The organism is Paraburkholderia sp. J94, assembly GCF_905220285.1.
In the GTDB taxonomy this organism is placed as follows: Bacteria; Pseudomonadota; Gammaproteobacteria; order Burkholderiales; family Burkholderiaceae; genus Paraburkholderia; species Paraburkholderia tropica_A.
The window spans coordinates 139,072-160,294 of the sequence record NZ_CAJMZH010000012.1 but is presented as its reverse complement, the minus strand read 5'-3'; the positions used below and the strand labels follow the sequence as shown (position 1 = coordinate 160,294).

The window sequence follows — 21,223 nt, the reverse complement described above, 5'->3', positions numbered from 1 at the left end:
CCGGCAGCGCCCAGCCGCTCGCGATACTGCAATACAACAGGTCTTTATGTCTTTCGATTCTCTCGGCTTGTCCGAACCGCTGGTCCGCGCTGTCAACGAACTCGGCTACACCACGCCCACGCCCATCCAGTTGCAAGCCATCCCCGCCGTGCTCGGCGGCGGCGACCTGCTCGCGGGCGCGCAGACGGGCACCGGCAAGACCGCCGGCTTCACGCTGCCGATCCTGCAACGCCTGACCGACATGCCGGCCGCCGCGGGCGGCAAGCGCGTCGTGCGCGCGCTGATCCTCACGCCCACGCGCGAACTCGCGGCGCAGGTCGAGGAAAGCGTGCGCGCCTACGGCAAGTATCTGAAGCTCAAGTCGACCGTGATGTTCGGCGGCGTCGGCATCAATCCGCAGATCGACGCGCTCAAGCGCGGCGTCGACATCGTGGTCGCCACGCCGGGCCGTCTGCTCGATCACATGCAGCAGAAGACCATCGACCTCTCGCAGCTCGAAATTCTCGTGCTCGACGAAGCCGACCGCATGCTCGACATGGGCTTCATCCACGACATCAAGCGCGTGCTCGCGAAGCTGCCGCCGAAGCGCCAGAACCTGCTGTTCTCGGCCACCTTCGCCGACGAAATCAAGGCGCTCGCCGACAGCCTGCTCGATTCGCCCGCGCTGATCGAAGTCGCGCGCCGCAACACCACCGCGGAAACGGTCGCGCAGAAGGTTTATCCGGTCGACCGCGATCGCAAACGCGACCTGCTCACGCACCTGATCCGCCAGCACAACTGGTTCCAGGTGCTCGTGTTCACGCGCACCAAGCACGGCGCGAACCGCCTCGCGGAACAACTGACGAAGGACGACATCAGCGCGCTCGCGATCCACGGCAACAAGAGCCAGTCGGCACGCACGCGCGCGCTCTCCGAGTTCAAGGACGGCACGCTGCAGGTGCTCGTGGCCACCGACATCGCGGCGCGCGGCATCGACATCGACCAACTGCCGCACGTGGTCAACTACGACCTGCCGAACGTGCCCGAGGATTACGTGCACCGTATCGGCCGCACGGGCCGCGCGGGCGCGACGGGCGAAGCGGTGTCGCTTGTCTGTGTCGACGAACACCAGTTGCTCAAGGACATCGAGAAGCTCATCAAGCGCGCGGTGCCGCAGGAAGTCATTCCGGGCTTCGAGCCGGACCCGAACGCCAAGCCCGAGCCGATCCAGCGCCGTGGCCAGCAGCAAGGCCGTGGTCAGCGTCAGGGGCAAGGTCAGAGCCAGCAAGGCCAGGGACGCGGTGCGTCGAACGGCGGCGCGCCGCGCGGCGGCCAGCGTGAAGGCGGCCAGCGGGGCGAAAGCCGTGGCGAAGGCCGCGGTGAAGGCCGCGCCAACGCCGGTGGCAACAACGGTGGTAACCGCGATGCAAACCGCGGCGAACAACGCCAGGCCAAGCCCGCGCAGAACGGCATCCGCACGGCCAAGCCGGTGAAGCAGCAAACGGCGTCGAATCACGGCGCGCAAGGCGCGCGCGGCGAACATACGCGCCGCGAAAGCCAGCGCGGCGTCTCGCACGAAAGCGCGCTCGGCCGTCAGCAGCGCAAGCCGCAATCGAATCCGGGCGCCCTGCTCGGCGGCCGTCCGGGCGGCAACTCGCGCCGCGACGGTCAGCGCGGCGATCGCTAAGCCAACGCGCGGCCCCACGCCGCGCGGCAAGCAGCCATGAAAAAGGCCCGCTTCCCAGCGGGCCCTTTTGCATCCTGCGCGAACGTGTACGAACCGCCGCGCTCAGCGGAAGTTCAGCGGAAAAACACGTGCTGCGTGATCTTCGCGAGCGGATACAACACGCTCGGCTGGATCTTCGCGGGAATATCGAGCGGCTTGAGCAGCATCTTCAAGCACATGTCGGCAGACAGATTGTGGCGCACGAGCTTGTTCACGCGCGTCGTGAGCTCGCGGTTATAGGCCGAATCCTTCGCGCGGTCGGGATAGCGGATCGCGAACACGTGACGCAGCGCGATCTCCGAATCCTCGTTCTTGATCTCCATCACGCGGCGCATGAGCGCACCGAGCACCGCGAGGCGGCCATGCCCCTCGACCTGGTTGTACTTCTTGAAGTAGCGGAAAAAGTGCTTGTAGTGGCGCACTTCGTCCGAGCGGATGTTGTCGGTGATTTCCTTGAGCACGGGCTCGCTCGAGCATTCGCCGATCGCGCGATACAAGGTGGCCGTCCCCGTTTCGACGACGCAGCGCGCGACCATTTCGAGCGCGCGGGTCTTCTCGAATTCCTCGAACGAACAGGTCTTCGAGTATTCCTCGAAGAAGCTGTTGAACGCCGTGTCCCAGTCGAACTCGGGCCAGACGTAGTTGATGTAGGTCTTCAGCGCGCGGCCGTGCTGAAGCTCCTCGTGCTCCCACTCGTTGTTGAGCCAGGCGGAAACTTCCGGGTCGCCGTTGAAAAACACGCTCAGATTGCTCGTGTAGAGGTCCGAGCCGCTTTCGATGAACGATGCCGCGCACAGCAGCAGCAGCAGGTCTTCGTTGGCGGCCGCGAGCTTGCGGTCGATCCGCGTGAGATCGATGTCTTCGATGCGCCAGGGCATCACGTGGCCAGGCTCAATGTCGTTACGCATTGTGTCGTACTCCGAAAGCGGTATCTGCTCGCGCGGCGCCTCGCGCCCGGAACCGGCTCGACTCGCCGCCGGTGCCCTGGATTTGCTCTCTCGCCGCGTAGTGAAAGGTACCGGCCATATTTAATTCATATTAGCCGTTGTTTCTTGAAGCTGCAGTCTGAGAGCACAGACCAGTCCCGCAAGCGCCAGTTCCGGGAAGAGTCGACTTGTAAGGCAGTCGTAGCGTTGATTTTGTTACGCAGCAATACCGAGTGCCGCGAGCACGACGCTACGTCATACCGCGCACCGATAGCCTGAAAGCCGCAAGCCACGGGCCTGGCGGCGATACGCGACCGGACCGCGAAGCGCCGCAGGCATGTTGAAGTGAAGGCTCACATTAAACGCGCGACGCGAACCGAAGAAAACTTCCAAACCGCCCGGTTGACGGAGCGCAATTTGAGCGTCGTCGCTGCGTCCGTGCGCGATGCGTGGCGAATCGGTGCCCGAGCGCGGACGTGAACCCGTCCGCATTGCGCGCTGCGCCACGAACTTCAAGTGAATTCGCGGATTCGTGGGCGCGCCGCGACCGCCGCCGCAGGCAGCGAATGTCAAAGGGAATATTTTCGGGGTGTGGTTTGTACAACGCAAAGGCGTTGACTACACTCCAGTTCCCCGGCGCCGCGTCCGGGCTGGATGCTGTTTGAGTTGCCAGGGCAAGGTCGACGGATGATCGCGAACGACACGCCCGGACAGCCTCGAACGGACCGCCAACCATCCAGCCGATTCCCGACCGCGCGCCGTTGCTGGCTTTCGCTCACGCCCACCGCATGACTGTCGCCGCGCCGCCCAACGACGGGCCGCGAACGTCGACCTCTGATGCGGCAACATGGAGAGAACGATGCTGAGTCCGCATGAATTCGCCACTCTGCTGCTAGTGAAGGACGCCCCCAACCAGCTCGATATGGAACGTGAAGAACTGGACGCCCTGCTCGAACGACAGCTCGTCCAGCTGGAACGCCTGGCCTCCGGCCTCCAGCGGTGGCGACTCACCGAAATCGGCGACTCCGCGTTACGCGCCATCAAACGATGTTCGTGAGACGGGCGCTGCGCGGCCATTGCGCGGCGACGGCCTGACGGACCAGCACGCGGCCACGACGCCGCCGGCCCTTCCAGTCTCAACCGCCGCTCGATCACCGCTCAACCCAACCAACGCCCGACCTTTTCTCGACCTGCGCGGACGCCGGGATCGTCCGCCAGAACGTTGTATCGAGCCCATCCCCGATGCAGGCGCACGGCTGTAGACGTTCGCGCCTGCAGTGCATGGTCACGCGGACCCGCGCGCTTCATGCCCGCGTGACCATTTTTTTCGCGCCGCGCCCACGCTCCGCCCTGCTCGCGGACGGCCCGCTTGTGCTCAGCCGCCGCGCAAGGTCGGATCGACGGTCGCACGCCAGTTCAGCGCCTGCGCGCGCTGGTCGTTCAGATACGCCACCCACTGATCGCGCGACTGCGCGTCGCCGCTTGCGCCATGCGCCGCGTACTGCTGCGCGAGACCCGCCTGGAAGCTGCAAAAGCGCTCCTGCGGCAGCTTGCCGTGACGGTTCGCGACATAGGCGTCGTAGACCGCCGAATAGACCGCCTGGGTGTCCGCGCCATAGTCGCGCGCCTCGCCGCCACACATCTGCTGGAGCGTGGCGAAAGGCGGCGGACTGCTCCACGCGCCCACCAGGCCCGACGAATTGGCGCATCCCGCGACGAGCATCGCCGCACCGATCATCGCAAGTCCACGCATTGCGTTCTCCCCGAAATCGACTGATTGTTCCAGCGCTCATTGTCGCATCGCGCGGCGCGTGCCACACCCTGGCCGTACGGCTAACGTCGCCCTGGCGCCGACGGGCAGCCGTCGCCGGGAATCGGAAAACATCCACGCAATAGCCGAGCCGCGCGTGCAAAAGCACGTATCATGAGGCTTTCAGCGTCCCGCCTTGCCGGTCCGCGCGGCACGCCTCGCGCGTCCGAGCGCCGCCACGTGTTTTCGTCCGCCCCTAAGGCCTCTACGGCTGCTTTTTCGTCTTACGCATGATCGACCATCTCATCTGCGACTGCGACGGCGTGCTCGTCGACAGCGAAGTCATCGCCGACCACGTACTCTTCGATACGCTCAGCCGCACCTTTCCCGGCGTGGATTTCCGCGCCGCCGTGGCCTCCGCGTTCGGCCAGCAGACCTCGCGCTTTCTGGCCGACGTCGCCGAGCGCTTCAATCTCACGATGCCCGAGGATTTTCTCGAGACGATCGATCACAACTGCGAAGTCGCGATCGCCGAATCGGTGAGCCCGATCAACGGTGTGCGCGACGCGCTGCGCAAGGTCGCGCTGCCCGCCGCCGTGGTCTCGAACAGCCGCCTCACGCGCGTGCACGCGTCGGTGCGCCGCGCCGGGCTCGACACCCTCTTCGGCGAGCGCATCTTCAGCGCCGAAATGGTCGCGCGCCCCAAGCCTTATCCCGATGTCTATCTGCATGCGGCCAAAACGCTCGGCGTGGAGCCGGCGCGCTGCCTCGTCGTCGAGGACAGCCTCTCGGGCCTGAACGCCGCGCGCGCGGCGGGCATGAAGACCATCGCGTTCGTCGGCGCGAGCCATATCCCGTCGGGCTATGCCGACGTGCTGCGCGAGATGGGCATCACGCGCATCATGGAACACATGGACGAGTTGCCCGCGCTCGTCGAAGCGGGCGTGCACGGCGAGTTCGGCGACGTGCAGTCGTAACGCGATCCGTCGACAAAAGCCGATAAAAAAACGGCGCGTGAACCGCAAGGCTCACGCGCCGTTTGCATTCCGGGGCCGGTCACGCAGGACCGGCCGCCTGGTCACGAATCGCGAGAATCATGCGAAACGCGAAAAACGCGCCTTACACCAGCTCGGCGCTGCGCTCGCGCGCCACGGCGAGCGAGGCGCGGAATGCCGCCAGCTCGGCGATCGTCAGCATCGGCAAGTTGTGCAGCTTCGCGAAGTCGTCGACTTGCTGGCCGCGCGCCATCGTGCCGTCCGGGTTCATCAGCTCGCACAGCACGCCCGCGGGCTCCAGACCGGCGAGCGCGGCCAGGTCGACGGTGCCTTCGGTGTGGCCGCGGCGCGCGAGCACGCCGCCCGGCTGCGCGCGCAGCGGGAACACGTGGCCGGGACTCACGATATCGGCGGGCTTCGCGTTGGCGGCGATCGCCGCGCGGATCGTCGTCACGCGGTCGGCGGCCGACACGCCCGTGCTCACGCCCTCGCGCGCCTCGATCGAGACGGTGAAGGCGGTGCGGTTGCGGCTCTCGTTGCGCGCGACCATCGGCGGCAACTCGAGCGCGCGCACTTTCTCGTCGGAGAGGCACAGGCAGACGATGCCGCTGCATTCGCGGATGAACAGCGCCATCGTTTCGTTGGTCAGGTTTTCGGCGGCGCAGACGAGATCGGCTTCGTCCTCGCGGTCGTGATCGTCCTGAAGGACGACGGGACGGCCTTCGCGCATGGCCTGCAGCGCGGCGGCGATGCGCGGCGGCACCGGCTCGGTGTCGAGCAAGGGAAGATCGGCGATGGCGTCGAGCGGCTGCTCGACCGGGGTGTTGCGGCTGAAAGACGTAAAGGACATGTGAAACGCTCCTCGCAAGAGTTGGGCGAAAAACGTTTCAGGGCATTGCAAACAGACAGGAATCCCCGGCACGCGGAGGCTCGCGAGCGCGACGCGGCGCACCCGGCACGACGCCGGACGACGCCACGCGCACGCAGGCTGGACGCCGCGGCGGATGGGCAAACATGACCATCTGCACATCTTCTCTCATCCGGACTATGACCGTCGGCTCTGGCTTCGCACCAGATCTGCTGACCCTGCGCGCGGGAAAAAACAACGCGCAGGCGCTCGCGGGCTCGCTGGCTGGCCTTGCGGCGCGGCCGGCATACCGCCGGTGGGGAATTGCACCCCGCCCTGAAGACGCACTGATTACCGGTTGAACCGGAGAACGGAGCATACCGCGTCGCGCCTGATCGTGCAGCGCGGTAAAGATCCACTAGACAAGGCGGACAAACGGCGGCGCACGCGTCGTGTGCGCCGCCTCATCGCGGGAATTCCGAAGGAATTCGCGAGCTCAGAGCGGCTGCGGCGCGGCTTGCGGCACGTCCCAGCGCGGCGGCGTTTCGGCGTTGCGCGTCACGCGGAACACGCGCGCCTCGGTGTCGCCGGGATTGCGCAGGCTGTGCGGCTGGTCGGCGTCGAACACGATGGCGTCGCCGGTCGCGAGCAACTGGCGGCGGTCGTGCACGCTCACTTCGAGCGTGCCTTCGCTGACCACGAGGTTCACCGTCGTGCCCGGCGCGCGGCGCGTGCCCGGCTCGGTGTGCAGCGGCGCGATGCGCAGTTCGTGAAACTCGGCGGCGGCGGGCTCGTCCTCGGGATAGAGGGCGCGCGCCGAATAGCGGCCGTCGGCGCTCACGCGGCGCGGCGCACGGTCGGCGGGCAGATGCTCGAAACCGTTGACCGCATGCCGCCGCAGAAACGCCGACACCGACACCTTGAGCGCCGCCGCGACCTTGCAGAGCACCTTGATCGACGGCACGCTGCGCGCCGACTCCACTTGGGCGAGCATCGCGCGCGACACGCCCGAGGCGCGCGCCAGCGCATCGAGCGAAAGCTGACGCTCGGCGCGCAGACGCGCGAGGTTCACGCCGACCAGATGTTCGAGCGCGTCGAACGCGTTGGCGGCGCTGTCGTGCGCCTCGGTTTGCGCCGATGTTTGCGCGACCTGCGCGGCGTTGAACGCCGAACGTTCGTCGATGCCGCGAACGATTCCTTCGTGATCCGAAACAGTGTCGATGTCGACGGCGAGATCGTCGTCGCGGCGATGCGCCGTACCGCGATGTGCGGCCGGACGATCGGCCTGCGCGTGGCTCACGAGCGCGAGCGGTGAATGCATGGCAGCCTCCCAGACGCGCCGCGAACCGGCGCAAGTGCTTGAATGGAGGCAAGACTAGCATCGCGCCCCGCCGCGCCCAACGAAGTTATCTTCACACTGATATCAGCATTGCAGAGCGCGTTTTCGGGAATGCTTGTGCGCGGGAGCGATATGTCCAGACTGTGCGCTCAGGCCGCGATACGGGCGACCTGAGCGACGTAAGCGAACCAAGCGCGACGTCAGCGATACGCGATCAGCAAGCGTCCTGCCCAACCGCCACGCGCGCCGCCGACACACCGGTCTCGCGCGCATCGAGCCGCGCCGCCAGCCAGGTCAGCACAAGCGCCGCGATCGAAACAGCGGCGGCCACCCACGGCAGCGCGTCGAGCGCGAGGCCGCGCGTGATGACGAGGCCGCCGAGCCACGCGCCCATCGCATTGCCCACGTTGAAGGCGCCGATGTTCAGCGTCGAGGCCAGGTTGGGCGCGGCGGCGGCCTTCGCCACGACGCGCATCTGCAGCGGCGGCACGGTCGCGAACGCCGCGATGCCCCAGACGAACACCGTGATCGCCGCCGGAATCGCCGCGTGGCTCGTCTTCGTGAAGATCGCCATGACCACGGCGAGCGCGACCAGAATGCCCATCAGCGAGGGCATCAGCGCGCGGTCCGCCAGCTTGCCGCCGAGCATGTTGCCGAGCGTGAGGCCCACGCCGAACAGCACGAGCATCAGCGTCACGCCGTGCGGCGAGAAACCGCTCACCTGCTCCAGAATCGGCGCGATATAGGTGAACACGACGAACACGCCGCCGAAGCCCAGCACCGTCATGCCGAGCGCGATCCACACCTGCGGGTCGCGCAGCACGCGCACTTCGTGGCCGAGTCCGGCGGGCGCGTGATCGTGCAGATTGGGCACGAGCGCGGTCACGCCGATCAGCGAAATCACGCCGAAGCCGCTGACGATCCAGAACGCCACGCGCCAGCCGAACTGCTGGCCGATCGCGGTGCCGAACGGCACGCCGAGCACGGTCGCGAGCGTAAGTCCCGTGAACATCATCGCGATGGCGCTGGCGCGCTTTTCCTGCGGCACGAGCGAGGCCGCGACCACGGCGCCGATGCCGAAGAACGAGCCGTGCGCAAACGAAGCGACGACGCGCGCGACCATCAGCAGCGAATAGTTGTCGGCGACCGCGCACATCACGTTGCCGACGATGAACACACCCATCAGCAATTGCAGCGCGAGCTTGCGCGGCATGCGGCTGGTGAGCACGGCGAGCAGCGGCGCACCCACGGCGACGCCGAGCGCATAACCGGTGACGAGCAGGCCCGCGGCGGGAATCGTCACGCCGAGATCGCGCGCGACGTCGGGCAGCAAGCCCATGATCAGGAACTCGGTGGTGCCGATGGCGAAGGCGCTGATCGCCAGCGCGAGCAAGGGAATAGGCATCGAAATCTCCAAATGACAGCCTGGGTACTGCGTTGTGTGTGCTGGTGCGTTTGCGTGTGTGCGTTTGCGTGTCTGCGTTTGCGCGCGTTGTGCGATTCAGGCCGCGCCTTCCGACGCGGTCACGAACTCCACGACCACGCCCGGCGCGAGCGCGACGAACGCCTGGCGCTCGCCGCTCAGTGGCACGTCGGCGAGCTGGTACGGCACGCCGTGCGACCGAAGCCGCGCAAGCAGCGCGTGCCATTCGTCGCCGGGCGCGACGCGCAGCGCGAAATGATCGAGACGCGGCGCCGTGCGCATGGCCGCCGAGGCGCGTTGCGCAGGCACGGTCGCCTCGACCAGATGGATCACCGCGCGGCCCTGCGCGTAGAGCCAGTGCCCATCGACGGAAAACGGCGGGCGCGGCCCGTCCTCCAGCCCCGCGATCTCGCAGAAGAAGCGGCGCGCGCCGTCCAGATCGGGCGTGACGAGCGTGACGTGATCGAGTTGCATGGCGGCGTCCTTGCGTTCGTGAAGCGCGGCGCGAACTCTCAAGCGCAGCGCGAAACTCTGAAAACAGGCGCATTGTCCGGCTTCTGCGCAGACTTGATAATTGGCGTAGCATTTGAAGGATTTTCAAACGCGGTCTAATAATCGTCGCGGCAATCCGCCCGGCAATCCTCCTGGTATCGACATGGACAATCTCGGCGACGTGCGCCTCTTCGTGGAAGCCGCGCGGCTCGGCAGCCTGTCGGCGGCGGGCCGCAAGCTCGGTCTCACGCCGGCAGCCGCGAGCGCCCGCCTCGCGCGGCTCGAAGCGGAGCTGCACGCGCGCCTGTTCGACCGCACCACGCGCCAGTTGCGTCTGACCGACGAAGGCCGCGCCTATCTCACCTGTAGCGAACACGCGCTGCGCTCGCTCGACGACGCCAAGGCCGCGCTCCAGGAGGGCCAGAACGCGGTGCGCGGCAAGGTGCGCATTTCGGCGACCTCGGATTTCGGGCGCAATCTGCTGATGAAGTGGCTCGACGAATTCCGCGCGCGCTATCCCGACGTGCGTTTCGCGCTCACGCTGACCGACTCGATCTCGAATCTCGTGCTCGAGGACATCGATCTGGCGATCCGTTTCGGCACACCGCAGGACAGTTCGCTGGTCGCGCGGCGGCTCGCCCCGAACCCGCGCGTGCTGTGCGCCGCGCCCAAGTACCTCGCCCAGCACGGCGAGCCGCGCGAGCCCGCCGATCTGGCCCGCTTCGATTGCATCGTGATCGGCTCGCCGGCGGGCCCCGTCAACGAGTGGCGATTCACGCGAGGCAACGAGTCGCAGACCTACGTCGTGCCGCTGGAGAACGCGCTGGAAAGCTCCGACGGCGAGGCCGTGCGCCAATGGACGCTGTGCGGCTACGGTTTATCGGTGAAATCGATCTGGGACGTGGCCGACGACCTGCGCGCCGGACGGCTTCAGATCGTCATGCCGGAGTGGCGTTACGCCGAGCAGCCCGTGCACGCGCTCTACCACCGCAACCGCTATCTGGCGCCGCGCGTGCGCGCGCTGCTGGAGTTCCTGACCGAGCGTTTCGCGCAGGCCGCGCACGAGCTGAACGCGCTCGCGCCGTGCACCGATCCCGAGCCGCCGCGCCCCGCGCGACGCGCCCGGAACGGCGCGAACGCCTTGAAGCAAAAGGCTATAATGTCGGATTACGCTGAAAGCGATCCGCGGCCGCCGGGCTGACGCGCATCGTCATCGTTCATGGCGGTGTCGATGTGCTTTCCTCTCCGGCGAAGACCAGAAAAGCAGCACTGAAGCAACACGGCAGCAGCACCATGCGCGCGGAGCGCCCCACCGGACAGCCAGGCAGACGCGGCCAACGCGGCCCGGCCACCCGTTTCAGCCCTCATTATTTTCACCGTAGTCCTGAAGTGCACGCGTGCATCAAGCGGACAACGCCCCCAGGTGAACCACTGCGAACGGCGAACCCCGATGACCAAGAAAGTTTATGTAAAGACCTATGGCTGCCAGATGAACGAGTACGACTCCGACAAGATGGTCGACGTACTCGGCGCCGCTGAAGGACTCGTGAAGACCGACACGCCCGAAGACGCGGACGTGATTCTGTTCAACACCTGCTCGGTGCGCGAAAAGGCGCAGGAAAAAGTCTTCTCCGAGCTCGGCCGCGTGCGCGAACTGAAGGAAGCGAACCCGAACCTGCTGATCGGCGTGGGCGGCTGCGTGGCGAGCCAGGAAGGCGCGGCCATCGTGCAGCGCGCGCCGTATGTGGATCTGGTGTTCGGTCCGCAGACGCTGCACCGCCTGCCGCAGATGATCGACGCGCGCCGCGCCTCGGGCCGCGCGCAGGTCGACATCACCTTCCCCGAAATCGAGAAGTTCGACCATCTGCCGCCCGCGCGCGTGGAAGGCCCGAGCGCGTTCGTCTCGATCATGGAAGGCTGCTCGAAATATTGCAGCTACTGCGTCGTGCCCTACACGCGCGGCGACGAAGTCTCGCGCCCGCTCGACGACGTGCTCACCGAAGTCGCCGGTCTCGCCGACCAGGGCGTGCGTGAAGTCACGCTGCTCGGCCAGAACGTCAACGCGTATCGCGGCCAGCTCACGCAAGGCGCGACCGAAATCGCCGACTTCGCCACGCTGATCGAATACGTCGCCGACATTCCGGGCATCGAGCGCATCCGCTACACGACCTCGCATCCGAAGGAATTCACGCAGCGCCTGATCGACACCTACGCGAAGGTGCCGAAGCTCGTGAGCCACCTGCACCTGCCCGTGCAGCACGGCTCCGACCGCGTGCTGATGGCGATGAAGCGCGGCTACACCGTGCTCGAATACAAGTCGGTGATCCGCAAGCTGCGCGCGATCCGCCCCGACCTCTCGCTCTCGACCGACATCATCGTCGGCTTCCCGGGCGAGACCGAGGAAGATTTCGAGAAGACCATGAAGCTCGTCGAAGAGATGAGCTACGACACGAGCTTCTCGTTCATCTACAGCCCGCGTCCGGGCACGCCCGCCGCGAACCTCGAAGACGACACGCCGCGCGAAGTGAAGCTCAAGCGTCTGCAACATCTGCAGGCGACAATCGAAGAGAACGTCCAGCGCATCAGCCAGTCGATGGTCGGCCGGGTCGAGCGCATTCTGGTCGAAGGTCCGTCGCGCAAGGACCCGAGCGAACTGTCGGGCCGCACGGAAAACAACCGCGTGGTGAATTTCCCGGCGCCGCTCGCCTCGCACGCGCGCCTGACCGGCCAGATGATCGACGTGAAGATCAACCACGCGTACCCGCATTCGCTGCGCGGCGAGCTCGTGCTCGCGCACGAGGGCAATTCGTCGCTGTCGCACTAGGTTGCACCAAGTCGCTGCGGGCGGCCATCACCCGGCACCTGCAGCGCGCCATTCACGGAACACGGGAGTTCAGAGACACCTTGAAGCCGAATCAGCAGCATCTGGAATTCACCGCGCCGCACGACGACAACGCGCGGCTCGCCAACCTCTGCGGCCCGCTCGACGAAAATCTGCGGCAGATCGAGCAGGCGCTCGACGTGACGCTCGCCCGACGCGGCCATCGCATCACGATTCGCGGACGCGGCGCGAGGCTCGCGCTCACCGCGCTCGAAAACTTCTACAACCAGGCCCGCGATCCGCTTTCCGTCGACGACATCCAGCTCGCGCTGGTCGAGGCACGCCATCAGGCGAGCCGCGCGAATGCGCGCGCGAACGGTAACGGCAACGGCAAGTCCGACGACGGCGCGGAAATCGATCCGCGTTTTCGCGGCGATCCCGACCATCCGTTCGACGAACCGGCGGGCAACGACATCGACGTCGAAGAACAAGGTCCGAAGCTCTACACGCGCCGCGCCGACCTGCGCGGCCGCACGCCCGCACAGCGCGAGTATCTGAAGCAGATCATCTCGCATGACGTGACCTTCGGCATCGGTCCGGCGGGCACGGGCAAGACCTATCTCGCGGTGGCCTGCGCGGTCGACGCGCTCGAACGCGATCAGGTCAAGCGCATCGTGCTGACGCGCCCGGCCGTGGAAGCGGGCGAACGTCTGGGCTTTTTGCCCGGCGATCTCGCGCAGAAGGTCGATCCGTATCTGCGTCCGCTTTACGACGCACTTTACGATCTGCTCGGCTTCGACAAGACGGCGAAGATGTTCGAGCGCCAGATGATCGAAATCGCGCCGCTCGCGTACATGCGCGGCCGCACGCTCAATCACGCGTTCATCATCCTCGACGAGGCGCAGAACACCACGCCCGAGCAGATGAAGATGTTCCTCACGCGGATCGGCTTCGGCTCGAAGGCGGTCGTGACCGGCGACACCACCCAGGTGGATTTGCCGCGCGGCCACAAGAGCGGCCTGATCGAAGCGCAGCATGTGCTCGCGAACGTGCGCGGCATCGCCCTCACGCACTTCACGAGCGCGGACGTGGTGCGTCATCCGCTCGTCGCGCGCATCGTCGAGGCTTACGACGCGCACGCGAAGAAGGACGACAGCGGCGCCGACGCGCGCTGATGCTGGCTGAACCGGATCGACAGTTCATCATGGCCCGCGCACCGAAACTCAAACTGAACCTTCAGTTCCCCGCCGCGAAGGCGTTTCCCGAGCACAAGGCCGCGCTACCGCGCGCGACCGTGGCGGCCTGGGTGAAGGCGGCGCTGTTCGCCGACGCGGAACTGACCGTGCGCTTCGTCGACGCCGAAGAAGGCCGCACGCTCAACCGCAGCTATCGCGGCAAGGACTACGCGACCAACGTCCTCACCTTCGCCTACGCGGAGAGCGAGGACGATCCGGTCACGGGCGACCTGATCCTCTGCTGCCCGGTGGTGGAGAAGGAAGCCGCCGAGCAGAACAAGCCGCTCGCCGCGCACTACGCGCATCTGCTGGTGCACGGCGCGCTGCACGCGCAAGGCTACGATCACGAGGACGACGCCGAAGCCGAAGAGATGGAAGGCATCGAAACCGACGTCCTCAACTCGCTCGGCTTTCCCGACCCGTACAAATAAGGACCTCACCGCGCCACGCATCGCGCGCCTTCCGCCATGAACGACAAGAGCACGCCCGCCTTCGACGATCCCTCCGCGCAACCGCAGACGGAGGGTGCCGCCGGCGCGCGTGACGGCAACGCTTCAGGCAAGGCCGTGCGCGCGCCGTGCCCCGGCTATCCGCCCGCGCTCGGCGATCCGCGCCTGCTCACCGAAGACGATCTGCGCGCCTCGCTCGACTGCACGCTGCGCGACTGGGACCGCGAAAGCGATCTCTGGCTGTTCGGCTATGGCTCGCTGATCTGGAATCCGGGCCTGCCGACTGTCGAGAACGTGCGTTCGCGCGTGCACGGCTACCATCGCGGCCTGTATCTGTGGTCGCGCGTGAATCGCGGCACGCCCGAGCAGCCGGGCCTCGTGCTCGCGCTCGACCGCGGCGGCTCGTGCGCGGGCGTGGCGTTCCGCCTGGCCGCCGAAGGCGTGATGCCGCATCTGGAAGCGCTCTGGCGCCGCGAAATGCCGATGGGCTCGTACCGGCCCGCGTGGCTGCCGTGCCTGCTCGAAGACGGCCGGCGCGTCGCCGCGCTGGCGTTCGTGATGCGCCGCGACGTGCCCACGTACACCGGCAAGCTCGACGAAAACACCGTGCGCACCGTGTTCGGCTGCGCCACGGGCCGCTACGGCACGACGCTCGACTACGTGCGCCGCACCGTCGACGCGCTGCGCGAGAGCGGCATGCCCGACCGCGCGCTGGAGCGCCTGCTCGCGCGCTGCGCCTGACGCCCGCCGTGCTCCGATCGCGCCCCAGGCCGAATTTCGTCCGGCGCGCGATTACGCCGCATCTGCGTTAGGATTGATGCGAAGGCGCGTCGCTTACACGGTCGCGCCACGAGCATGTTGTATCCTTTCCCTTCCGCAACAGCGCGCCCGCCCTTCGAGGGCAGACGGGCGCACCACCATGAACGACTCTTATCCCAGTCGAAGACAAGCCGACAAACCGCAGGAAAAGCGCTCGCTGCTCGAGCGTCTGACCGACTTCATCTCGCCCGAGCCCGACTCGCGCAGCGAACTTCTCGAAATTCTCCAGGACGCGCACGCCCGCAATCTGATCGACGCCGATTCGCTGTCGATGATCGAAGGCGTGTTCCAGGTGTCCGACCTGAGCGCGCGCGACATCATGGTGCCGCGCGCCCAGATGGACGCGATCAACATCGCCGAAAGCCCTGACGAATTCATCCCCTTCGTGCTCGACAAGGCGCACTCGCGCTATCCCGTCTACGAAGGCAATCGCGACAACGTGATCGGCGTGCTGCTCGCGAAGGATCTGCTGCGCTACTACGCCGAGGAGGAATTCGACGTGCGCGGCATGCTGCGCCCGGCCGTGTTCATCCCCGAGTCGAAGCGCCTGAACGTGCTGCTGCACGACTTCCGCCAGAACCGCAATCACATCGCCATCGTCGTCGACGAATACGGCGGCGTGGCCGGCCTCATCACGATCGAGGACGTGCTGGAGCAGATCGTCGGCGACATCGAGGACGAATACGACTTCGACGAGGAAAGCGGCAACATCATCGCTTCGCCCGACGGCCGCTTCCGCGTGCGCGCGCTCACCGAAATCGAGCAGTTCAACGAGGCGTTCGGCACCCATTTCCCCGATGAGGAAGTGGACACGATCGGCGGCTTCGTGACGAATCATTTCGGCCACGTGCCGCATCGCGGCGAGAAAGTGCGCATCGACGACCTGATCTTCGAAGTGCTGCGCGCCGACGCCCGCCAGGTGCACATGCTGCTGGTGCGCCGCGACCCGCTCGCGGGCCAGCGCGAAGCCGCGCTGCAGCCGCCGGCCTGAGCCCGCGGCGCCGCGCCACACGCGTGACGCGGCACGCCCGACGAGAACGCCGGCCTTCGCGCCGGCGTTTTGCTTGATCGTCGCCCAAACACGCAGACTCGATCGCGCCCCGAAATTCGCCGAAAGCCGGCGAAACCTGCGCGCCCCGAAACCGACGCGCGAAAATGCTATCGTTGCGCTCGCCGCTGCACGCACGCCGTGCCAGCAACGTTACGGACCCCGCGCCTCGCGCGCCCCCGCAGCCGCACGGCTGATTCCCGCACATTCATGGCTGAACCGATCGACTCCCGCTCGCGCAACGGCGCACGCGCCGCCGCCAGCAACGACACCGCCGCGCGCCGCGCGCTGCCCGCCTGGCACTATCTCGCCGCCGCCGCGCTGGGCGCGCTCAACACGCTTTCGTTCGCGCCGACACCGCACGGCGGCTGGCTCGAAATCGCGATCTTCGCGGGCTTCTACTTCTGGCTCACGCGCACCACCGGCTGGAAAAGCGCGCTGTTCACGGGCTGGGCGTTCGGCTTCGGCAATTTCGTGACGGGCGTCTGGTGGCTCTACGTGAGCATGCACTTCTACGGCGGCATGCCCGCCGTGCTCGCGGGCGCGGCGCTCGTGCTGTTCTCGCTCTATCTGGGGCTGTATCCGGCGCTCGCGTCGCTCGTCTGGTCGTTCTGCGCCGGTCATGCGCGCAACGGACGCAGCAGCGAGTTGCCGTTCTCGCCGACGTGGCACGGCGCGTTCGCGTTCGCCAGCGCGTGGGCGCTCGGCGAATGGGCGCGCGGCTATATCTTCACGGGCTTCCCGTGGCTGTCCAGCGGCTACGCGCAGGTCGACGGCCCGCTCGCGGGCTTCGCGCCGATCGTCGGCGTGTATGGCGTGGGCTGGGTGCTCGCGCTCGTCGCGGCGCTGGTCGTGCAGGCGCTCGTGCGCGCGTTCGGTCGTCGGCAGGCTCCGAAGAATGAAGTCGCGGACAAAACCGCCAACACGCGTGCGGCGTCGCCGTTCGCCACGTTCGCCACGCCTGCCGTGGCCGCCGTCGCGGTGATCGTCGCCGGTCTGCTGCTGCCGCTCGTGCCGTGGACGCATCCGGCCAACGCGCCGCTCAACGTGCGCCTGCTGCAAGGCAACGTGAAGCAGGAGATGAAGTTCTCCGAGTCCGGCATGATCGACGCGCTCAACGAGTTCCAGAAGCTCATCACCGAAAAGCCCGCCGATCTCGTCGTCACGCCTGAAACCGCGGTGCCGCTGCTCGTGCAGCAGGTGCCCGAGAAGTTCGGCCGCGACATCCGCGCGTTCGCCGACACCACCGGCACGGCGATCCTGTTCGGCGCCGTGGGCGCGACCATCACGCCCGACGGCCGCGCGACCGACTACACCAACAGCCTGTTCGGCATCACGCCGGGCCAGAACGGCCTGTACCGCTACGACAAGCACCACCTCGTGCCGTTCGGCGAGTTCGTGCCCTGGGGCTTCCGCTGGTTCGTCGATCTGATGAACATTCCGCTCGGCGACTTCGCGCGCGGCGCGCCCGTGCAGCCGCCGTTCCTCGTGCACAACCAGCCGGTCGCCGTCGATATCTGCTACGAGGATATTTTCGGCGAGGAGATCGCGCGCACCGTGCGCGAGAACCCGGTTTCGCCGGGCATTCTCATCAACTCGACGAATCTTGCGTGGTTCGGCGACACCATTGCGCTCGACCAGCATCTGCAGATCGCGCGCATGCGCTCGCTCGAAACCGGCCGCCCGATGCTGCGCGCGACCAACACCGGCGCGACCGCCGCCATCGACGCGCACGGCAAGGTGATCGCGCGCCTGCCCACCTTCACGGCGGGCTCGCTCGACGTGCGCGTGGAAGGCACGGCCGGTTTCACGCCCTACGTGACGAGCGGCAACAACACGGTGATCGCTATTTCGCTGCTGTTGCTGGCGTTCGGTTTCGCGTTCGGGCCAGGCCGTCCGGGCCGCAAAAAGGCGTGATGCACGCATCAAACCAGCGTCACGCCGACCTCAAGCCGACCGCAAGCCGACCTCAAATCGACCTCAAACCGACCTCACGCACGCGTGACGTCGCCACGCTGAATCGATCCAATCGCCGCGCCGAGGCCCGTCCAGGTCTCAACGCCCCGGCAATCCGGTAAAATTCAGCGTTTTAGCACCAGGCCGCCTCCAGGCCGGGGCCGCAACCCGCGCAGGGCGAGCGGCGGCAAAGCCGCCGTGCCCCAAGCGGGCTCGCCAGGCCGCCAACCGCCGGAGCCCGCGCCTCCCGCCCTAAAAGACACTGCAGGCACACATGCTCACGTTTCAGCAAATCATCCTGACGCTCCAGTCTTACTGGGACAAGCAGGGCTGCGCGCTGCTCCAGCCGATCGACATGGAAGTCGGCGCCGGCACCTCGCACGTCCACACCTTCCTGCGCGCGATCGGCCCCGAGCCGTGGCGCGCGGCCTACGTGCAGCCGTCGCGCCGCCCGAAGGACGGCCGCTATGGCGAGAACCCGAACCGCCTGCAGCACTACTACCAGTACCAGGTGGTGCTCAAGCCCGCGCCGGAAAACATCCTCGACCTGTACCTCGGCTCGCTCGAAGCGCTCGGCTTCGACCTGAAGCAGAACGACGTGCGCTTCGTCGAAGACGACTGGGAAAACCCCACGCTCGGCGCCTGGGGCCTCGGCTGGGAAGTCTGGCTCAACGGCATGGAAGTCACGCAGTTCACCTACTTCCAGCAGGTGGGCGGCATCGACTGCAAGCCGGTGCTCGGCGAAATCACCTACGGTCTCGAACGCCTCGCGATGTATCTGCAGAAGGTCGAGAACGTCTACGACCTCGTCTGGACCGAGTGGGAAGAACAAGGCCCGAACGGCCCCGAGATCCGCCGCCTCACGTATGGCGACGTCTATCACCAGAACGAAGTCGAGCAATCGACCTACAACTTCGAGCACGCGAACGTCGACCTGCTGTTCACGTTCTTCAACGCGTACGAAAGCGAAGCGAAGCGCATGATGGAGCACCAGCTCGCGCTGCCCGCCTACGAACTCGTGCTCAAGGCCGGTCACACCTTCAACCTGCTCGACGCGCGCGGCGCGATCTCCGTGACGGAGCGCGCGGCGTACATCGGCCGCATTCGCACGCTGTCGCGCAGCGTGGCGCAGTCGTACTACGAATCGCGCGAGAAGCTCGGCTTCCCGATGCTCGGCAATCCGGTGCACGGCGTGCCCGGCCTGACCACCGACGAACAGGACGCCGCGATGCCCGCCTGGGCGCCGCCGCTGAAGGTCGAACGCAAGTTCGCCGAGGAATGACCGGATCTCCAGAACAATGACCCAAGCTCATCACGCCACTCTCCTCGTCGAACTGCTGACCGAGGAACTGCCGCCGAAGGCCCTCGCGCGTCTCGGCGACGCATTCGCCGAAGGCATCGCGCAGCGCCTCGCCGCGCGCGACCTGATCGAAGGCGATCTGTCGTTCGAACGCTTCGCCACGCCGCGCCGTCTCGCCGTGACGATCAAGAACGTGCGCAGCGTCGCGCCCGAAAAACAGGTGCGCGAAAAAGTGCTGCCCGTCTCGGTCGCGCTCGACGCCAACGGCCAGCCCACCGCGCCGCTCGCGAAGAAGCTCGCCGCGCTCGGCTTCCCCGACTTCCCGGTTGGCGACCTCGAACGCGCGAGCGACGGCAAGAACGAAGCGTTCTTCCTGCGCTACTCCGCGCCGGGCGCCACGCTCGCCGACGGCCTGCAAGCCGTGCTCGACGAAGCGCTCGCCAAGCTGCCGATCCCGAAGGTCATGAAGTACCAGCGCCCGGACGGCAGCGACGTGCAGTTCGTGCGCCCCGTGCATCGCCTGACCGTGCTGCACGCCGACCAGATCGTGCCGGTGAGCGCGTTCGGCATCGACGCCGGCGACACCACGCGCGGCCATCGCTTCCTCTCGGAAGGCCTGATCGCCATCACCCAGGCCGACGACTACGCGCACACGCTCCAGCACAAGGGCCGCGTGATCGCGAGCTACAGCGAGCGCCGCGAATCGATCCGCGCGCAGCTGATCGAAACCGCCGGCGACGACAAGGTGGTCATGCCCGACTCGCTGCTCGACGAAGTGAATTCGCTCGTCGAATGGCCGGTCGTGTACGCGTGCCAGTTCGAGGAAGAGTTCCTGCAGGTGCCGCAGGAATGCCTGATCCTCACGATGCAGACGAACCAGAAATACTTCGCGCTGACCGACGACGAAGGCCGCCTGCGCTCGCGCTTCCTGATCGTCTCGAACATCGAAACGGCCACGCCGGTCGAGATCGTCGAAGGCAACGAGCGCGTCGTGCGCCCGCGTCTGGCCGACGCCAAGTTCTTCTTCGAGCAGGACAAGAAGAAGCCGCTGGCCGACCGCGTGCCGCTGCTCGCGAATGTGGTCTATCACAACAAGCTCGGCTCGACGCTGCAGCGCGTGGAGCGCCTCGAAGCACTCGCGGGCGCGATCGCCCTGATGTGCGGCGCGAACATCGCGCTCGCCGAACGCGGCGCGCGCCTGGCCAAGGCCGACCTGATCACCGACATGGTCGGCGAATTCCCCGAGCTGCAAGGCACGATGGGCACCTACTACGCGCGCCACGACGGCGAAGCGGAAGAAGTCGCCATCGCCTGCTCCGAGCACTATCAGCCGCGCTTCTCCGGCGACGACCTGCCGACGACGGCCACGGGCACGATCGTCGCGCTCGCGGACAAGCTCGAAACGCTGGTCGGCATCTGGGGCATCGGCCTCGCGCCCACCGGCGAGAAGGACCCGTTCGCGCTGCGCCGCCACGCGCTGGGCGTGCTGCGCATTCTGGTCGAGAAGCAACTGCCGCTCGACCTCGTCGAACTGCTGCGCACGACGTATTCGCAGTTCGCGGGCGTCGAAGCCGTCGCGGAATCGACTCAGGCGATCTACGAGTTCTGCATGGACCGTCTGCGCGGCCAGCTGCGCGAACGCGGCTACGCGGCGCAGGAAGTGGACGCAGTGCTCGCGCTGAACCCCACGCGTTTCGACGACGTGATCGCGCGTCTGGACGCCGTGCGCGAATTCGCGGCGCTCAACGAAGCGGCCTCGCTCGCGGCGGCCAACAAGCGCATCTCGAACATCCTCAAGAAGTCCGAGGGCGCCGAAGATGCGGGCGTGCAGATCGCGCTGTTCACGGAGAACGCCGAAAAGGCGCTCTACGCGCAGCTCGAACAGGTCGCGCCGCGCGTGGAATCGCAACTGGCCGCGCGCGAGTACACGGGCGCGCTCACGGCGCTCGCGGCGCTGCGCGAAACCGTCGACACGTTCTTCAACGACGTGATGGTCAATGCCGAAGATCCGGCGCTGCGGGCCAACCGCCTCGCGCTGCTCAAGGCGCTGCATCGCCAGATGAACAGCGTGGCCGACATCTCGCGCCTCGCGGCGTGATGACCGGCACGGACATCCGC

General features: G+C 66.8%; 18 protein-coding genes and 1 riboswitch. Of the genes, 12 read left to right on the top strand and 6 right to left on the bottom strand.

Going from position 1 to position 21,223, the window contains the following annotated elements:
* Positions 1 to 46 precede the first annotated feature (46 nt).
* Complete coding sequence (locus U4Y88_RS25290) at positions 47 to 1,666, top strand: DEAD/DEAH box helicase (RefSeq protein WP_321787191.1); 1,620 nt, start codon at positions 47 to 49, stop codon at positions 1,664 to 1,666.
* Positions 1,667 to 1,779: 113 nt separating this feature from the next.
* Here U4Y88_RS25290 and U4Y88_RS25285 read toward each other — a convergent pair whose 3' ends face one another.
* Positions 1,780 to 2,613 carry a ferritin-like domain-containing protein gene (locus U4Y88_RS25285; protein ID WP_310629857.1) on the bottom strand — a complete coding sequence of 278 codons (834 nt, stop codon included), beginning with the start codon at positions 2,611 to 2,613 and terminating at the stop codon, positions 1,780 to 1,782.
* An 877-nt stretch (positions 2,614 to 3,490) separates the two neighbouring features.
* Between U4Y88_RS25285 and U4Y88_RS25280 the strand changes: the two genes are divergently transcribed.
* A complete protein-coding gene (locus U4Y88_RS25280) occupies positions 3,491 to 3,688 on the top strand; it encodes a hypothetical protein (RefSeq protein WP_224016515.1) in 198 nt (65 codons plus the stop codon).
* 318 nt (positions 3,689 to 4,006) lie between these two features.
* On the opposite strand, the gene U4Y88_RS25275 is transcribed toward U4Y88_RS25280, so the two are convergent.
* A complete protein-coding gene (locus tag U4Y88_RS25275) occupies positions 4,007 to 4,384 on the bottom strand; it encodes a hypothetical protein (protein WP_224016517.1) in 378 nt (125 codons plus the stop codon).
* 287 nt (positions 4,385 to 4,671) lie between these two features.
* On the opposite strand from U4Y88_RS25275, the gene U4Y88_RS25270 reads away from it, so the two are divergent.
* The gene (locus tag U4Y88_RS25270; RefSeq protein WP_321787189.1) at positions 4,672 to 5,358 is read left to right on the top strand and encodes an HAD family hydrolase; all 687 of its coding nucleotides are present in this window, start codon (positions 4,672 to 4,674) and stop codon (positions 5,356 to 5,358) included.
* 142 nt (positions 5,359 to 5,500) lie between these two features.
* Here the strand turns inward: U4Y88_RS25270 and ribB are convergent, their stop codons facing one another.
* The 4 genes from ribB to U4Y88_RS25250 form a co-directional block, all read right to left on the bottom strand.
* Positions 5,501 to 6,226: a 3,4-dihydroxy-2-butanone-4-phosphate synthase gene (gene ribB, locus U4Y88_RS25265; RefSeq protein WP_224016521.1), complete on the bottom strand. Its 726-nt coding sequence runs from the start codon at positions 6,224 to 6,226 to the stop codon at positions 5,501 to 5,503.
* A 174-nt stretch (positions 6,227 to 6,400) separates the two neighbouring features.
* A riboswitch (FMN riboswitch) is annotated at positions 6,401 to 6,571 on the bottom strand.
* A 148-nt stretch (positions 6,572 to 6,719) separates the two neighbouring features.
* The gene (locus tag U4Y88_RS25260; protein ID WP_321787187.1) at positions 6,720 to 7,544 is read right to left on the bottom strand and encodes an XRE family transcriptional regulator; all 825 of its coding nucleotides are present in this window, start codon (positions 7,542 to 7,544) and stop codon (positions 6,720 to 6,722) included.
* A gap of 232 nt (positions 7,545 to 7,776) precedes the next feature.
* On the bottom strand, positions 7,777 to 8,967 hold the full coding sequence (locus U4Y88_RS25255; RefSeq protein ID WP_321787186.1) for an MFS transporter: 1,191 nt from the start codon (positions 8,965 to 8,967) through the stop codon (positions 7,777 to 7,779).
* 96 nt (positions 8,968 to 9,063) lie between these two features.
* Positions 9,064 to 9,459, bottom strand: coding sequence for a VOC family protein (locus U4Y88_RS25250; protein ID WP_321787184.1), 396 nt, complete (start codon positions 9,457 to 9,459; stop codon positions 9,064 to 9,066).
* A gap of 181 nt (positions 9,460 to 9,640) precedes the next feature.
* On the opposite strand from U4Y88_RS25250, the gene U4Y88_RS25245 reads away from it, so the two are divergent.
* The 9 genes from U4Y88_RS25245 (at position 9,641) to glyS (ending at position 21,203) form a co-directional block, all read left to right on the top strand.
* A complete protein-coding gene (locus U4Y88_RS25245) occupies positions 9,641 to 10,678 on the top strand; it encodes a LysR family transcriptional regulator (protein ID WP_321787182.1) in 1,038 nt (345 codons plus the stop codon).
* Positions 10,679 to 10,927: 249 nt separating this feature from the next.
* Positions 10,928 to 12,301 (top strand): tRNA (N6-isopentenyl adenosine(37)-C2)-methylthiotransferase MiaB, encoded by a 1,374-nt coding sequence (gene miaB / locus U4Y88_RS25240; protein ID WP_310629850.1) that lies wholly within the window; start codon positions 10,928 to 10,930, stop codon positions 12,299 to 12,301.
* A gap of 80 nt (positions 12,302 to 12,381) precedes the next feature.
* Positions 12,382 to 13,473 carry a PhoH family protein gene (locus tag U4Y88_RS25235; RefSeq protein WP_224016536.1) on the top strand — a complete coding sequence of 364 codons (1,092 nt, stop codon included), beginning with the start codon at positions 12,382 to 12,384 and terminating at the stop codon, positions 13,471 to 13,473.
* A 29-nt stretch (positions 13,474 to 13,502) separates the two neighbouring features.
* Complete coding sequence (gene ybeY / locus U4Y88_RS25230) at positions 13,503 to 13,964, top strand: rRNA maturation RNase YbeY (protein ID WP_224016545.1); 462 nt, start codon at positions 13,503 to 13,505, stop codon at positions 13,962 to 13,964.
* Positions 13,965 to 14,000: 36 nt separating this feature from the next.
* Positions 14,001 to 14,723, top strand: a complete 723-nt coding sequence (locus tag U4Y88_RS25225) for a gamma-glutamylcyclotransferase (protein ID WP_321787180.1) — start codon at positions 14,001 to 14,003, stop codon at positions 14,721 to 14,723.
* Positions 14,724 to 14,901: 178 nt separating this feature from the next.
* A complete protein-coding gene (locus tag U4Y88_RS25220) occupies positions 14,902 to 15,792 on the top strand; it encodes an HlyC/CorC family transporter (protein WP_224016566.1) in 891 nt (296 codons plus the stop codon).
* Between the two features lie 267 nt (positions 15,793 to 16,059).
* Complete coding sequence (gene lnt, locus U4Y88_RS25215; RefSeq protein ID WP_321787178.1) at positions 16,060 to 17,766, top strand: apolipoprotein N-acyltransferase; 1,707 nt, start codon at positions 16,060 to 16,062, stop codon at positions 17,764 to 17,766.
* 313 nt (positions 17,767 to 18,079) lie between these two features.
* Entirely contained in the window at positions 18,080 to 19,087 is a 1,008-nt protein-coding gene (gene glyQ / locus U4Y88_RS25210; RefSeq protein WP_224016570.1) for a glycine--tRNA ligase subunit alpha, read from the top strand.
* A 16-nt stretch (positions 19,088 to 19,103) separates the two neighbouring features.
* Positions 19,104 to 21,203, top strand: coding sequence for a glycine--tRNA ligase subunit beta (glyS, locus tag U4Y88_RS25205; protein ID WP_321787176.1), 2,100 nt, complete (start codon positions 19,104 to 19,106; stop codon positions 21,201 to 21,203).
* Positions 21,204 to 21,223: the final 20 nt, after the last annotated feature.

What these genes read in the sequence shown, in the direction of transcription:
- U4Y88_RS25290 (WP_321787191.1), top strand. Translation starts at nt 47, where the DNA reads ATGTCTTTCGATTCTCTCGGCTTGTCCGAACCGCTGGTCCGCGCTGTC.
- U4Y88_RS25285 (WP_310629857.1), bottom strand. Translation starts at nt 2,613, where the DNA reads ATGCGTAACGACATTGAGCCTGGCCACGTGATGCCCTGGCGCATCGAA.
- U4Y88_RS25280 (WP_224016515.1), top strand. Translation starts at nt 3,491, where the DNA reads ATGCTGAGTCCGCATGAATTCGCCACTCTGCTGCTAGTGAAGGACGCC.
- U4Y88_RS25275 (WP_224016517.1), bottom strand. Translation starts at nt 4,384, where the DNA reads ATGCGTGGACTTGCGATGATCGGTGCGGCGATGCTCGTCGCGGGATGC.
- U4Y88_RS25270 (WP_321787189.1), top strand. Translation starts at nt 4,672, where the DNA reads ATGATCGACCATCTCATCTGCGACTGCGACGGCGTGCTCGTCGACAGC.
- ribB (WP_224016521.1), bottom strand. Translation starts at nt 6,226, where the DNA reads ATGTCCTTTACGTCTTTCAGCCGCAACACCCCGGTCGAGCAGCCGCTC.
- U4Y88_RS25260 (WP_321787187.1), bottom strand. Translation starts at nt 7,544, where the DNA reads ATGCATTCACCGCTCGCGCTCGTGAGCCACGCGCAGGCCGATCGTCCG.
- U4Y88_RS25255 (WP_321787186.1), bottom strand. Translation starts at nt 8,967, where the DNA reads ATGCCTATTCCCTTGCTCGCGCTGGCGATCAGCGCCTTCGCCATCGGC.
- U4Y88_RS25250 (WP_321787184.1), bottom strand. Translation starts at nt 9,459, where the DNA reads ATGCAACTCGATCACGTCACGCTCGTCACGCCCGATCTGGACGGCGCG.
- U4Y88_RS25245 (WP_321787182.1), top strand. Translation starts at nt 9,641, where the DNA reads ATGGACAATCTCGGCGACGTGCGCCTCTTCGTGGAAGCCGCGCGGCTC.
- miaB (WP_310629850.1), top strand. Translation starts at nt 10,928, where the DNA reads ATGACCAAGAAAGTTTATGTAAAGACCTATGGCTGCCAGATGAACGAG.
- ybeY (WP_224016545.1), top strand. Translation starts at nt 13,503, where the DNA reads ATGGCCCGCGCACCGAAACTCAAACTGAACCTTCAGTTCCCCGCCGCG.
- U4Y88_RS25225 (WP_321787180.1), top strand. Translation starts at nt 14,001, where the DNA reads ATGAACGACAAGAGCACGCCCGCCTTCGACGATCCCTCCGCGCAACCG.
- U4Y88_RS25220 (WP_224016566.1), top strand. Translation starts at nt 14,902, where the DNA reads ATGAACGACTCTTATCCCAGTCGAAGACAAGCCGACAAACCGCAGGAA.
- lnt (WP_321787178.1), top strand. Translation starts at nt 16,060, where the DNA reads ATGGCTGAACCGATCGACTCCCGCTCGCGCAACGGCGCACGCGCCGCC.
- glyQ (WP_224016570.1), top strand. Translation starts at nt 18,080, where the DNA reads ATGCTCACGTTTCAGCAAATCATCCTGACGCTCCAGTCTTACTGGGAC.
- glyS (WP_321787176.1), top strand. Translation starts at nt 19,104, where the DNA reads ATGACCCAAGCTCATCACGCCACTCTCCTCGTCGAACTGCTGACCGAG.